Below are 14,739 nucleotides of genomic sequence, written 5' to 3'. Positions count from 1 at the left end.
AGATCAATGCCTGAGAATAGACCGAAAGTCTTAGCAGAACAATGGTTGCCGATTGATAAGATCGGTGCTGAGTGCATGAGAGAGCGCGGAGCGTCATCAGCCCTGCCTCCGCTCTATTTTCTTCATGTCTGGTGGGCCAGGCGCCCTTTGATGATCAGCCGAGCCGCCGTTCTCGGCAGTTTGCTTCCTCAATGGAACAGTGATTGGCCAAAACATCTACTTGAGAAATTCCCAACCGAGAAGAGCTACCATGAGTGGTTTCTGCAGTTAATCGGTATCTTCGGCGATCCGGTGTCCGCCAGGAAGCTAATCGATTGGGCTAAAGACAAAGGAGTCAAGCTTCAAGCTGATCCGTATGGATACAAGCGAGCTTTTACTCGTAATCCATCCCCGGAAGATGCAGCAATTGTCAAAGAACTGCTAGGACATACCTGGGGCAAGAATTCATTATCTGTGATAGATCCGATGGCAGGGGGCGGGTCGATCCCATTCGAATCATTAAGATTTGGCTTCGAGACTTATGCGAACGAACTAAATCCGGTTGCCTCGGTAATTCTCAGGGCTACGCTCGAATATCCATCTCGTTTCGGAGCACAACTATCCGAAGATATCAAGAAATGGGGCAATATTTTTTGCCAGCGTGTAAATGAAAAACTAGCGAAATATTTCCCAAAGCAACCCAATGAGTCAATACATGCTTATATTTGGGCTAGAACGGTATCTTGCCCGGTAACCGGTAAACCGGTACCCCTATCTCCAAATTGGTGGCTCCAGAAAGGTTCAAATCCTGTTGCTGCCAGACTAGTGGCTGATCCAGACCGGGAAGTGTGCCAGTTTAGAATAGAAGAAGGAAAGGCCGCTATTGCCCTAAGCCCCGATAAGGGAACCGTCAAGCAAGGTATCGGCCGTAGCCCATGGACCGGAGATCCGATAGATGGAGACTACATCAAGGCTGAAGCTCAGGCTGGCCGTATGGGACAGCAGCTTTATGCCGTTGGGACGAAGACCGAAGGCGGGCTGAAATTTCGAGCACCGATCAACGAGGACCTGATGGCAGTAGATGAAGCAGAAAAAGAACTGTTGATGCGAATGCCAGAATGGAAAAAAGCAAATCTAGTACCAATGGAAGAACGGTATGCTGGACCCGCAGATCGTTCGATAAACTATGGTATAGTCCGGTGGTTTGAGTGCTTTTCTCCCCGTCAACTGTTATCCATGATCGTCGCGGTCGAAGAACTCAAAAATCTGGGCATTGAGATTGAGCACGAATGTGGTCAGGAAAAAGCCAAAGCTATAAGGACCTATCTAGCTTTGGCGATCGACAAATCAGCCGATTACAACTCAAGAAGATCGCGTTTCCACAGCGGTAGAGGAGTCATGGTCAATTCTTTTGAACGACATGATTTCGCCTTTAAGTGGAGTCACGGTGAATTTGACGCAGCTGATAATCTATATCCTTGGGTTGTCGGCCAAATCATAGACGCATTCGAAGGAATTTCCCGATTAGTCGAAACGAAGACATTGTTTCACAAACGTGACCTTCGAGGGTCTTTAAGTGTGACAAAGGGCAATGCAAACGACTTAAATAATATCGAAACCGGTTCGGTCAATGCGGTATGTGTTGATCCTCCGTACTCAGCGAATGTCATGTACGCTGAATGCTCAGATTTTTTCTACGTGTGGCAGAAGCGTACTGTAGGAGAACTCTTTCCAAATTGGTTCAGAGATGACCTTACCAACAAGGACGATGAAGCAGTAGCCAACCAGGCACGTTTTGAAGGCGCACGGAATAAGAAGGCTCTCGCTGATACGGATTACGAGCGTAAAATGGCTAGCTGTTTTAGAGAAATGCACCGCATCCTGCATCCGGACGGGGTGTTGACGGTAATGTTCACCCACAAGGAGGTTGAAGCCTGGAACAATCTGGCAGTTTCTCTGATCAGCGCCGGTTTTTCCATTCAGACCTCATGGCCAGTACATACGGAGAGTGAGCACAGCCTGCACCAGGTAAAAAAGAATTCCGCCTCCAGTACAATCCTTCTAGTTTGCCGGAAGCGCCTTGAAAGGGCGGAACCGACCTGGTGGGATGATATTAAAGGCGCCATTCGCCAAACAGCGAGAAATAAGGCTCATGAATTTCATGCGCTGGGTATCTCCGGTGTGGATTTGTATATCAGCACCTTTGGGCCGGTTCTTTCCGTTCTTTCGCAAAATTGGCCGGTTCTCTCATCAGAAACAGATAGCAAAGGTGAGCCGATGGTCATCAGGCCAGAGGTAGCCCTTGACCTGGCAAGGGAGGAAGTCGTCGCTTTACGCAAACAAGAGCTACTGCTTGGGCGCACGGTTCAATTCGATCAGGCAACCGATTGGTATCTCATGGCCTGGGATGCCTTCAATGCTGAGGAGTTCCCGGCAGACGAGGCCCGCAAGCTTGCCATCGTTCTCGGGCTTGATATTGAACGCGAAGTCATTGCCGAAAAGAGGATCGCCACCAAGAAAGGCAAAAATGTAATTATCCAGCAACCGCTTGCCCGGAGAAAGAAGGGTGTCGTTGACGAGGAGTTGAATTCTTTCGGCTCGTGGCTGGATGCCGCCCACACCGCTATGCTCATTTATCAGGAAGACGGGGGCCTGGCATGCCAGGCTTTTTTGAAGCGGACAGGACTCATGCAGGACCAGACTTTCAAGGCGGTGTTACAGGCGATGATCAATGCCATACCGCGGACCAAGAATAAGGACAATGGATTCGTCCGCCCCGAATCCAAAACTTTGGATGATCTAAGGTTGAGCTTCTTCGACGATCTATCGGTGCCTATCGAGGAAGAACCCAAAGTTGTAGCGACCCAGGGCACTCTTACAGGATTTGTCGAAGACGAAACCGCTGAAGAAGAGGAAGAAGAGCTAGAGGAATAGAAAAGGCATGCCTCAGCAATTATCCGACTACGATTTTCAGGTGGCTTACGGACCCCGCGATAACCGGGTAGATGAGTTTTATGTGCCGGCTCTTTCGCGGTCAATAAAGTACGACCGCACAGCTGGGTTTTTCTCCTCGTCAGCACTTGCGGTAGCGGCGGTCGGCGTAGCCCATCTCATCGCCACCGGCGGTCAGATGAGGCTTTTGGTAGGGGCTCAGCTATCTGAAGACGATGTGGCCGCTCTTCACGGCGGCACTGAACTGGCGGCGGTGGTGGCCGAACGCATGAATTCGAGTATTGATGTCATGGCAGACGCCATCACCTGTGAAAGGCTTGCTGCATTGGCATGGATGATAGATCAGGGCACCCTTGAAGTCCGGGTCGTGCTACCCCGGGGAAAGGACGGACATCCGCTGCCGGCTTCGGCATCACATGACTACTATCACCCCAAGACCGGGATCTTTACCGACAGCCAGGGTAACCAGGTCGTCTTCGTTGGGAGTATCAACGAAAGCGAGCAAGCCTGGCGCCACAACTACGAGCTGTTTTCGGTGTATTGCTCCTGGAAACCGGGTTTACAACCTTACATCACCACTCACACACGGTACTTCGAGCGCCTGTGGAACAACCAGGAAGACGGCTGGATCAGTTTGGCTATTCCCGAAGCAGTTAGAGCGCGCCTGTTGACCTACAGTCCGCGAGAAGCCCCCTCGAAAGACCCGCTCGAAAAAACCGGTGAACCTGGAAAGCCAGAAGAGGGTCCGTCGCTTCCTAAAAGCACCAGAGAGAGGATACTATTCCAGTTCCTCAGGGATGCACCGCTATTTCCCAATGGGCATTTACTCGGTCGCGTCGCCACTACAGTAAACCTCTGGCCGCACCAATCAAAGGTGGTCGATAGGCTGGTCGGTACTTTCCCGGCGAGATATATGCTCTGTGATGAGGTCGGGCTTGGAAAGACGCTGGAGGGTGGTGGCGCCCTAAAAGAACTCTCGCTCTCAGGGCGAGCCCGTCGCTGCCTGATCCTGGCGCCAAAAAGCGTCTGCCGCCAATGGCAAGAAGAGCTTTATGAGAAATTCCTACTCAACGTACCGCTCTATGACGGCTCGGTTTTTAGAGACTATTTCAGAAGGGAATTACCTGCGGAGAGCGCCAATCCCTGGAATGCGTTCCCAGTGACCATTACCTCCAGCCAGCTGGCCAAACGGCGGGACCGCATGTCGGAGCTCTTCCAAGCCGAGCCTTGGGATCTAATCCTTGTAGATGAGGCCCACCACGCTCGGCGTAAGGATTTCTTGTCAGGACAATACCGGCGCAACCGACTGCTTTCGCTGTTGATGGGACCGCAGGAGAAGCCGGACGAGGCTGGGTTGGCCAGAAGAACCCGCGGCCTTATCCTGCTCACTGCCACTCCGATGCAGGTGGATCCCCGGGAAGTCTGGGACCTCCTTGCGGTGCTCGGGCTTGGGGGACGCTGGGGCGCCTCGGATGCAAATTTTACACGCTTTTTCGATGAGATAAGGCAGGGCTCTGAGGCTGACTGGCCGTTTCTGCTCAAGATGGTTCGGGATTATTTAGACCATGGCGGAGCAATAGATCCGGCCTTTGACTCAGTAGCACTGAGGCGAATCGGCTTGGTAACCTGGGAGACAATTAAGAATTTGCCCTATTCTTCAAAAGCGGTTGCCGAAATCTCTCAACTGAATCCAGTCGGCAAAGCCGTTCTTTCAGAATTCGTGCGCCGCCACACCCCGCTTGCCCGGTTTATTATGCGCAATACGCGGGCTCTCCTCCGGGAGTACCAAAAGCGAGGCCTGTTGGGAGGCAAGAAGGTCCCCACCCGCCGTCCGCACCTGAATTGGATCAAGATGCGCGATGAAGAAATGCTGCTTTACCTTAAGATCGAGGAATACATTTCGCACTTCTACAAAAGGTACGAGGCTGAGCGCAAAGGCCTGGGCTTTATCATGACCGTCTACCGTAGAAGGTTAACATCAAGCTTTTATGCAATGAGTCAAAGCCTCACTCGGCGTCTAAAATTCCTGCGGGGAGAACCTGAGGCTTTGCCTAACGGCGGCCTCACAGACGAAGATGTGGAAGACGACGACCTGGACAGCGATGTCCTGGAGGAGTTAGCAACACCAGAGCGCTCGATCTACCACGACGAGATAGCATATATCGAAGATTTCATGGGGCAGATTCATCCATTGGCAGCTGACTCCAAAGTTGAGCAGTTATTGCGCCAACTGGACGACCTTTTTCGGAAACGAGAGACGATCATTATCTTTACTTTGTATACCGATACCATGGACTATCTCCGAGAGCACCTTCGTGCGGTCTACGGGCAAGCCGTGGCTTGTTATTCTGGGCGCGGCGGGGAAGTGTGGGACGGCACCGCCTGGAAGGGCACGACGAAAGATACGATCAAAAAAGACTTCTTGGCGGAAAAGATCAAAATCCTGGTTGGCACCGACGCCTTATCGGAGGGTCTGAACCTGCAGTCTTGCGGTATGATGATCAACTACGATATGCCGTGGAACCCGATGAGAGTTGAACAACGTATCGGCCGCATTGACCGCATCGGGCAGAAATATGACGAGGTCTGGATACATAATTACTTCTATGAAAATACAGTGGAAGCGCAGATTTATAGGGCCCTCGAAGGGCGCATCAATTGGTTTGAGACCGTAGTAGGTGATCTTCAGCCAATTCTCGCTCGAGTCGCGAGAGTCATCCAAACGGCAGCCATGGAGACAGGCGGAGCCAGACAATTGCTTTTGACTTCCGAGATAGAGGCCATCAAGCGCGATATTGATGAGCGGCAGGTGAATAGCCTCAGTTTGGATAAATATCTTCCCGAAGACGTCATTCAGGCCCCCAAGTCTATGCCTCCGGTTACCCAGGCTGAAATCGAATGCAGTCTTTTACAGGCATTGGAACCCAAGGGACTCATTAGCTCCGACGCCTCTCGCATTGGAACGTATCGGGTTTGGGATGAAGGAGTGTCGGTTCCTTCAACTTTCAACCCGGAACTTTTCGATCGAAATCCCAACTCATTGAAATTGATAAGCTATGGCGAGCCCTTGTTCCATGGGTTACTCGAAGCAGTTGACACTCTTAGATCACAAGACTTTCCAAGTTGGATGGTCAGGAAAAGCTCGGAGAATCCGGCCCTCTGCGTTTATTATTCATGCAATGAAGGCGTTCCAAGGCCGATCTTAACGCTTTCGGACCTTGTCACCTGCCTGGAAAAACCCAAGGTTTCGCTGTCGCCCGATCAACTGACTCAGGTTGATTCAGATTTCTCCAGCAGAATTGAAGAGTTCAAAAAGACAGTCCAACAGCATAATGAAGCACAGATGGAAGAAGCCCGGTCAGCTTTGGTCGAAAAGGGAAAGCAGCTACTGCTTGAGGCAACCTATGTTGATATAGCCTTGTCCAGATTTCCCGGTTCTGTCATCCAAGGTCCAAACCTAGCAGGGTTCACCAAAGAAGCCGTGAGAAACCTCAAACGTTTCAACTATCCTATTACCCCACTAATGCGCCTCATTGATTTATCTGAAATAGCGCCAAGCCCCTCCGACCCAACTTGGGTTAAACTCCAGGATCTAACGATGGAGGGCCTAAAAAAGCGATTCGAGTTGGTTAAGGCAAATATTAACGACCTGCTATTGAAATTGAATCGATCATGGAACTAGCCAATTTGCTTAAAATATACTTGGGTGCGGCTTTCGCTGAAAATTGACATAGACTGACGGTCGGTTTTCCTCCGATAGTGTGGGCGATTTGCTCCGAAATACGCAGCTAGATGGACAAAATAAAGGGGGAACCCGGAAAATCTTCTCGGGTTCCCCCTTTTTCAACCGACTTTCATGATCCGATCTATTGATCCTTGAACTTGGTTACGGCCAAACAAGCATAGTGCGACCGGTAGTTGTTGATTGGGCTTTCACCGAAACCATTCCAGAAGTCCAAGAGATAGTGGTGGTATTCCTGATACTCTTGTTCACGGACACCCGAAAGACAATCTACGAATATCCTGATGCAGGCGTCTCTAGCTCCCCATAAGACAACCACCGATGGCGGGACGGATTCATCACGCTCAGTCCTGAACGATTCGACTCTTAGCCTGGAGAGCTTCAAGTTGGCAAGCCAGAAGTGGCCGCCACCAGCGCTGTAAGAGCCGATGAAAATGTCTTTCCCTTCGAGTTCATGGAGTATTTCCATGAGACGTATTGCTGCTATCTGTTGCTTCTGTCGCAACGCCACTTGGGCGGCCCTTTGGCCGAGCCTCACCGTCGTTTTCGTTTCCGGCTCCGTAAGTTTGATGCCTTGGAATAGATCAAGTTGACCCGGCATTATCCCCTCGCTTTCAAGTATTTTGTATGGGTTCTCCTTTGAATCGGAATCGTGGGTTGATCAGTCCACCAAGACGAGCTGGTTGCCACTTTCGATCCGTTGCTGCTCTACTGCCACGGCGCCGTTGGGCAATGACTCGCGTACTGTCTTTATCGAGCTTTTTATATGGTCGATGCGTCCGATGCTGGCAGTAAGATGGGCTAAGCGCTCATCAACATATTGCGGTATGTCAGCAATACCTCTCGCCGCGATCGCAACAAGCCTGGCCTGTTCCAGCGGTTCGGTAGCCTGGTCGACGAATTCTTCTACCATGTCCATCGCCTCGCTGACTTTAAGGGCACTCCATTTAATTGGCAAAGTTACACCCCCCATCCGGGCATATCAGCCCGTCATATTCACCAGCTATTGATAAACCCTGAGCCGGCAAACAGGGTCGTGAAAGGTCAGTATTCCTCAGGGAACAGTATCGTCGTTGCTGACCGATCGGCCTCGGTGATTATCCAGATTTTGGGCAAGCCTTCGGCCTCATAGGCGGAGAGTATTCTGAAGCCTTGTTTCAGGCTCAACTCATTCTCCTGCCTATCCGCCTCATCGAGATTGCCTCAATCGCCCTGGGCATGTCGGTTCAAGGAACGGCGCATGAACTCGGCAAAGTCTGGCTTCTCACTGGCTAGCGTATAAACCCCCCGGGTGGCCACTACTTGGCCTAAAGGAACGACGGGATTGATCACTAGTAATCCGTTCATACCTGTCTTCTCCTCTCTAGCCTGAAACCGCGGCGGGCGTATTCGCCTGGTTCCGGCGTTTTTTCTTTCGCCATCGGTCTTCCTCTGGCTTCTGGACTTGCCCGTTTTCAGCCAAAACGAAAGGGGATACTCCCGCCGCGTGGGGCAGGAATATCCCCTTTACAAAAAGAAAGCACAAAAAGGGGTTTTGACACCCCTTCATGTGCGGCTGTTTTGCGAGTTCAAGCGTTCAAGTTCAGGTTTTTTCAGGCTACGGCTACTGGTTCTTTCGCCTTATTGTGCTTCTTGGCCTTCGGTTTCTCGGCCTTCGTGATAGCCTCGGCCTCGGCTACGGCTTGGGCGACTTCCTCGGCGGGTACTGGCTCGGCTGTCGGCTCCGGCGCGACTGCCTCGGCTGTCTCGACCTTCGGCTCGGCAGGTTCGGCGGGTGTCGGTGCTTCGCCCTTGTCCGGCTCGGCGGTCTTGGCCGTGTCCGCCGGCTTCTTGGCTTCCGGCAGAAGCATCGGCATGACCACCAGCTCATAATCCGGCGCGGCAAAAAGCATCGGCGACCTTGCGTCCTTGACCCTTAGCTCAACCATGCCGCCGCAAGCCCTTAACGCTTCGGCGAGGTATCCGCCGTCAAGCCTAATCTTGATAGGCTCGCCGGTGGTGTCGGCGGGTATCTCCGCCGTCCCCTTGTCATCGGTGGAACTAACGATTACCTTGCCGTCCCCGATGGCGAGGTCAACGGCCCAAGCCTTGACGTTGGCGACGACCTTTAATGAGCTAACCGCCTTCATCGCTTCGTTGGTGTCGAAGCTGGCGCGGGTGTTTGTTTCGGCGGGTATGAGTTTCTCGTAGTCCGGGAAGTTCCCGCCGCATCCTCGCCACGTGTAACGGATTAGCTCCGTGTCGAGCACTAGGCTCATCGGGTCTTTGTCGCCGTTCTTGTCCAGCGACAGTCTTACCCGCCGCGCCCGTTTCAAAGCTCCGGTGACGCCCTTGAGGTCATCGCGGCTAACGAGCACCTGTCCCTCATACCCGTCGAATGGAAGTGTTAGGACGGCGAGGCGGTAGCCGTCAGCACTGACAAGGGTTAGCTTGCCGTCTTTCACTCGAAAGAGAACGCACTGGAGAATGGGGCGTGTCGTCTCATCCGAGGTGAACGGCAGTACCCTTGACAGGGCGTCCGAAAGCTCCGTCGCGCCGAGGTTGGGGCTAACCGAGTTTGAGGGGCTGACCCTGATGTCGCACAGGGTAAGGGGTGTCTTTTCGCCGACCCAGGCCATGTGTTCGAGGTAGCTGGTGTTGGCTCCGCAGACCACCTTGAGGCATTTTCCGGCGACCCGCGATACGCTGGCATCGCCGTTAGACGGGACTATTTTCACGATGTTAGACCCGCCTAAAGACTTAAGGTAGGTGAGAAAGCCTTTCCGCCCGATGGTGAGGTCAAGAAGCATCGCCCTTTCGGCGAGTGCTCTTGATAAGGCGCTTACCAGTACCGCCTTGTGCGCTAAAAAGCCCTGACCTGAACGCTTGCCCTCGATATTCAGTTGTTCGATTGTCCGACCCCCTCTTGCTATCCGATAGGTGGGCAACTCCATCGGCTTCGCCTAGTAGTAAGCTATCGGCTACCCGCAAACCGCTGGCATAGCCGAAGCTCCCACTGTATTAGTTGCGAAAACGGGCGAAAACCTTTCACCGGAAAACAGGCTTTTTTGTTCCCGTTTCCGAAAGCGGCAAAGGTAAATCATTTCGGCATTGTCGAGGGCTAACCCGTCCCGCCGCTTTTCGGCGATGGCGATTAGCCTGTCGGGGCATTGTAGCAAGAATGTATTGGCATCCAGCCAGGCATCGAGGTCCAAAGCCCTGTCGTCGGCAATCAGATCGCCGAGTTCGGTGGTGTTGCCTTCCTCGTCTATGACCGGTTTATTCAGGCTTTCGAGCTTTACCGCTTTGGGACAGGCCGCAAACAGCCAGTTCTCTTTACACTTCCGCCGTTGTGCCTTGCTACAATCCCCGCAGGTCAGGCCGTTGTCCATCCGGTATCGCTTCCGCCAGTAGAGAGCTTGGGCGCGGCTGGCGATACGATACATAGCCGCTTCGGTAAACTGATGATGTCCGTTATTCCTTTCGACATCGGCGAGGGTGATGATGATGTCGTGGAGAAGGTCATCCCGTTCATCCGGCTTGGCTTTGTGGCTGAACTTCGAGGCGATGGTATAGAAGGTAAACCAGTTGCCGGAAAGATTGTCATAGCCGTTCCCGTTGGTGTCGGCTTGCTTTGAGCTTGAGCTTCGACTAGACTTGAAGCCACGCAAGGCGCTTGTTGAAGTGGTCTGACAGGTGGCGACCTTTCCGCACCATCGGCAAACGCCTTGCCTTTCTTTTAGCACCCAAACCCGGTGACACCGGCTACAGAAGCCCCCAGGCCGGCTGTGTTCTCCTGTTACTGCTACGCTTGAACTCACGCTTTCCCCCTTTCGGGCAAGCGTTCAGGTCAAGGTTTTTCTATTCGGTTTTTAAGGTACGTTTGCGCGTTTTTCCAGCTTCATTGTCAAACAAAAAGTCACTTTGAACACTCCGAAGAACTAGCACGTTTATCACCCCCCTTGGGTCAGTGTTATAATGACGCCACAATGGTTCGTAAGAATTTGCAGAAACAAATTGACGAGATTATCCGGTTGGAACTCGAGGATGTGCCCCAACAACGTGTAAAGAACTGGTGTAAGCACCTGGTAATATATCAAGAAAACGTTAGTCTTGTTGGTCAAATGGTCGATCTCCCGATTGGGGCAAAACGTATTGGTTGCCGTTTCCATCATGGTTATTCAGGGATGACGATCAAGGACACGGCATCTATCTTCATTGAAGGTAACTGCGTTGATTGTCCACATCACGTCCTCGTGAGTTCTGACAATTACGGAGAGGGTGTTATCTCGAAAATTCAAGAGCGCGCAAAGAGGAAAAACGAAGTAGGAAATGCTAACCAACTACTGAAAGGATTGATCCCGATTAATCCAAAGGCCGTACTTGAGTCGGATATCGAGAGCGACGCAACGGCACGTGAATTAGCCGGGCTACTCATCATCGAGGAACACAAATGCGAAGCGGTGGACAAGCTCCTTCAGGGTACAAAGCATAAACCCCAAATAATATCGGAAAAATTAGCCGCGGTTCTTATTGGCGCGGTCCTCGACCAGCAGGTGGGAGGTGGCGTACTGGAGATTCTACGTTTAGCTGGACAGTACAATCAGAACATCGTCTCAATTGCTATCAAAGGGGCAAATATCGCTCTCGATGAGGGTAGGAATGTTGATTCGGCCTGTATGTTGATCGCAGAAGGCCTCAAACAAGGGCAGATCAAATTAACTCCAACATTGGTAAGTAGTGCAGTTTCCTGGCTTTCTTCGCCGGTTGATCCTTTCCCAAGCCCTCGCATACGAGGAAGAAAAAAGCATCGCGATGGTGTTGAAGAGGCTCTAAAGGTATTTATAAGTCAAGACCAGAGTCTGGTTGAAGGCACCGTGATAAGCCTTCTTGGATCTGATCAACCACACCTTGTTGCTACAGCTTGCGCAGCGGTTCAGGTTTTACATCAATCATTGCCTGATTTCTCATTTGAACGGTATTTGGAACCGCTGTTTGGCGCGTTATCATGGGAACGAGAAGACGAAGATCTGTACGTAGACGCCTCAATATGCCAAACGTGCGCGAAGATCATGGTGAGTGAACCTCTTGTCATTTCAAAGGAGATCCTTGCAGCTATAATCAAGGCTAGCGAAGAACTTCAAGAAGCCTTACTTCATGTATTTATACGTGATGAAGCTCTGGCTTTTGCCGAAGTCTGGATTGAGCCCCTTCTAAACCTTCTGGCAAATGACCGGCTTGCAGAACAAACCAAGTTCAAAGTGTCAGAAATGTTATCAATCATTTCTAAAGACCGTCCCGATGTTATTTACGCACACATCACGGGGCTTTTTGGTGTTCTTGCTATCGTATGCGATCTTGAAGATAAAAGACACAAACTCGTCCGAGAAGAGGAAAGGGACGAAATTTCGTTTATTGAATATCAATCCAACATTTCCGCCCTAAGTGGTACTGCACGGAATTTACGAGAAATCATAGAAAACGTCGGAAACACGGATGCCGAAAGGACCCTTTCTGAAATCGAGAGTTTGATTTCGCGAACAAGCAGCAAAATTGCAGCTTCCTTCAAAAGGGAACTCATTTTACTTCTTGGCGATTTTGGTCATCGGCACCCTGAACTTTCCTCAAAGATAATACCTATTATTTTTCCGCACCTTGTTGATAACGAGTCTTACATGGTTCGCGGAGCTGCTGCTGAGGCTTTTTCAGAAATTGCTATGAGGGATGGAACTTACCTGCCCGAAAATGTTGTCCTAGTGTTAGCTGCCTTGTTGAGCGATGAGTACCTATACCCTGTTCGGGTGGCGACGGAGGCTTTCGAATGGATCCAAGTCAAAGATTTCCAAACGGCCGGGAAAGTAGTAAATGCTCTTGTGGGTATTTACTTCGTGTATAAACAGGACCAGTCTCAAGGTCACTTGATCGAAAAAGCTTCGGTGGCCTTGGTAAATGTCGCCAATAGTCATACCCAGTTCTTGCCCTACGCTGCACAGGTAGCTGCTGATTTGGCAAATAATCCTTACTTCTACTCTGCCAAAGACGGGCTTCGCTCGTTGCGAAGACTGGCCTCTCAACATAAAGAATACCAATCCATATACCTTTTGTCACTATTAGATCATTACTCTCGTTATGACTTAGAAATTACATCAAGTCGCGCAAATTATCATAGTGGGAAAAGCGATTCTGAATTTGAAAAACTATATAGCGTTTCTCCAGAAGTAATCAGATCTGAGATTACCAAACTAATGACGGTCGCTCATGGTCAGAAGGAACCATATAATCTTATTCATTTCGCCTCTCTATTGATATATGTCGGAATTTTCGAAGAAGCTGCACAGTTGTTAAGAAGCTATGTTACATTGTTGCCCGAAGAAGAGCGCTATGCCTGGGACCGTTCAACACATACAGCGTTAGCGTTACTTCTCGATGCTGAAACGGCCCTAAAGGATTCTCACCTCAGCAAAGCAAAGGAATCAATGGAAAAAGCCCTTGAGGAACTGGGGTCTCGTGCCAACCCAAAAAGAAATCTACCTTTTGGATTGGAACAATCCATCCCTAAAGAGAAGGTACGCCCATATTTCTATATAACCTGGCTACAGATAAGACTATTATGGTTGAATCTGAGCGATGATCCAGCAGAGGCTGGGCAGGCTTTGGAAAAAGTGGTTCAACAAATAAAGGAATTGAAACTCGAAGCAAATGATCAAAGAGTCCTGGACTTTCATGAAGAATTGGCCATTGCAGCGAAATTTTTGTCTGAATGGTACCAATGCGTATTGAATGGTGATTCGGAACAAGTTGTAAAACGAGAGGCGATAAAGGGTCACTTGTCGGAAGCGTTGAAGGGGCTTCAAACCAACGATAGTGAGCTACTTAAGACCCGGATTAAAGATCATCTAATAAAAGTTGATTCCCTTTCCGCAACTAATGGTATGACCGGGCTCCTACAAGAGTTGATTTTGGATCCCATGCCTATACCTCAATACGATTTGCCAATACCTGAACATTGGCATTCACCTATTAAACGAAATAATTTAGAAATCTCGAGTGAAGAAAAACATTTGCATAGCCATGCAAATGTCGCATTCGCAAAAGTATTAATCGACGGCCAAGAAATCCCAAAAATTGTTACAATAGTAGCGGGTCGTATTCATGACATTAAAATTGTTATTGAACTCTCTCGCGTAAACACCTGTAAACAAGAACTACGGTTAGCTCCATTATCGGTACTTCCTGAACAAGAATATATTTTCCCTAGACAATCGGTTCCTCTCATTGATGGGGAAAATACTTATGAAATAAAGGGACATCTAAAATTTAATAATGCTCAATCGGAATTGAGTGAACCCATTGATACCAGGATTCAAGTGTTTTTGGTGAAGCCGGATGGTTCCAATGAATCCTGTACAGTTTTCGGACAATCACATTTGAAATTCAAGATACGCGATGAAGCCAGGCTATTAGCTCATGGGAAAGCAGAAGCCTCAGCTGTCGATAAGGTTTTCAAGAATCTAGATAGCATCGTTTCAGATTTTAAGACATCACCTTACCCTGAGGAGAGGGAAATCATTACCTGTCTAATTAATTATGCGGGCTATCAACTCAAGGACCCCAGCTTTACGAATGCCGAAATTGATGAGAAAGAATTCCAGAGGGATTTAACGAGATACTTATGCATTAAGATTGGGCGTAACGATGTATTTCGTGAGATCAAGTCGGGAAGAGGATTCTTGGACGTACTGGCTTTGGGTATTCCTGTTGAGTTAAAGGTCTTCAGGGGCTATGAAAAACTTGAACATTTCGCTGGTACGAGTTTACCTCAGGTTACACAATATACTATTAGCCAAGAACGAAGCGTCGGTATACTGTGCATTCTCGATACGTCAGATCGAACTACGGCCACCCCAAATTTAATCGACGATGTTATGATCCGTAAAGGAGAGACGGAAATGGGCATTGATCCTTCCCCAGAAGGAGTTATCGGTGTCGTGACCATAATAATCCGTGGAGCCTCTCGCTCTGCTAGCAAACTGAGGTAAATATATAGCGTTAAGGTCCCTTCCCCACAGCGTGTGCAGGTTTGGCAG

The 14,739-nt window shown here is 49.9% G+C and carries 9 protein-coding genes; 4 read left to right on the top strand and 5 right to left on the bottom strand.

Going from position 1 to position 14,739, the window contains the following annotated elements:
* The first annotated feature begins 6 nt into the window (after window positions 1-6).
* Window positions 7-2,913, top strand: a complete 2,907-nt coding sequence (locus ABV300_RS03710) for a DUF1156 domain-containing protein (RefSeq protein WP_353715183.1) — start codon at window positions 7-9, stop codon at window positions 2,911-2,913.
* A 235-nt stretch (window positions 2,914-3,148) separates the two neighbouring features.
* Window positions 3,149-6,613 carry a helicase-related protein gene (locus ABV300_RS03705; RefSeq protein ID WP_353715182.1) on the top strand — a complete coding sequence of 1,155 codons (3,465 nt, stop codon included), beginning with the start codon at window positions 3,149-3,151 and terminating at the stop codon, window positions 6,611-6,613.
* Window positions 6,614-6,797: 184 nt separating this feature from the next.
* Here the strand turns inward: ABV300_RS03705 and ABV300_RS03700 are convergent, their stop codons facing one another.
* The 3 genes from ABV300_RS03700 to ABV300_RS03690 form a co-directional block, all read right to left on the bottom strand.
* On the bottom strand, window positions 6,798-7,274 hold the full coding sequence (locus tag ABV300_RS03700) for a hypothetical protein (protein ID WP_353715181.1): 477 nt from the start codon (window positions 7,272-7,274) through the stop codon (window positions 6,798-6,800).
* Between the two features lie 60 nt (window positions 7,275-7,334).
* Window positions 7,335-7,586, bottom strand: a complete 252-nt coding sequence (locus ABV300_RS03695; RefSeq protein WP_353715180.1) for a hypothetical protein — start codon at window positions 7,584-7,586, stop codon at window positions 7,335-7,337.
* Between the two features lie 131 nt (window positions 7,587-7,717).
* On the bottom strand, window positions 7,718-7,840 hold the full coding sequence (locus ABV300_RS03690) for a hypothetical protein (protein WP_353715179.1): 123 nt from the start codon (window positions 7,838-7,840) through the stop codon (window positions 7,718-7,720).
* Between ABV300_RS03690 and ABV300_RS03685 the strand changes: the two genes are divergently transcribed.
* A complete protein-coding gene (locus ABV300_RS03685; protein ID WP_353715178.1) occupies window positions 7,826-7,948 on the top strand; it encodes a hypothetical protein in 123 nt (40 codons plus the stop codon). The genes ABV300_RS03690 and ABV300_RS03685 overlap by 15 nt on opposite strands.
* A gap of 317 nt (window positions 7,949-8,265) precedes the next feature.
* Here the strand turns inward: ABV300_RS03685 and ABV300_RS03680 are convergent, their stop codons facing one another.
* Together ABV300_RS03680 and ABV300_RS03675 are read right to left on the bottom strand one after the other, a co-directional pair.
* Window positions 8,266-9,606, bottom strand: coding sequence for a hypothetical protein (locus ABV300_RS03680; protein WP_353715177.1), 1,341 nt, complete (start codon window positions 9,604-9,606; stop codon window positions 8,266-8,268).
* 27 nt (window positions 9,607-9,633) lie between these two features.
* A complete protein-coding gene (locus ABV300_RS03675) occupies window positions 9,634-10,323 on the bottom strand; it encodes a hypothetical protein (RefSeq protein WP_353715176.1) in 690 nt (229 codons plus the stop codon).
* Between the two features lie 318 nt (window positions 10,324-10,641).
* On the opposite strand from ABV300_RS03675, the gene ABV300_RS03670 reads away from it, so the two are divergent.
* Complete coding sequence (locus tag ABV300_RS03670; RefSeq protein ID WP_353715175.1) at window positions 10,642-14,691, top strand: hypothetical protein; 4,050 nt, start codon at window positions 10,642-10,644, stop codon at window positions 14,689-14,691.
* The last annotated feature ends 48 nt before the right edge of the window (window positions 14,692-14,739 follow it).

The organism is Dehalogenimonas sp. 4OHTPN, from assembly GCF_040448695.1.
GTDB lineage: Bacteria > Chloroflexota > Dehalococcoidia > Dehalococcoidales > Dehalococcoidaceae > Dehalogenimonas.
This window is presented reverse-complemented; position numbering and strand designations above follow the sequence as displayed.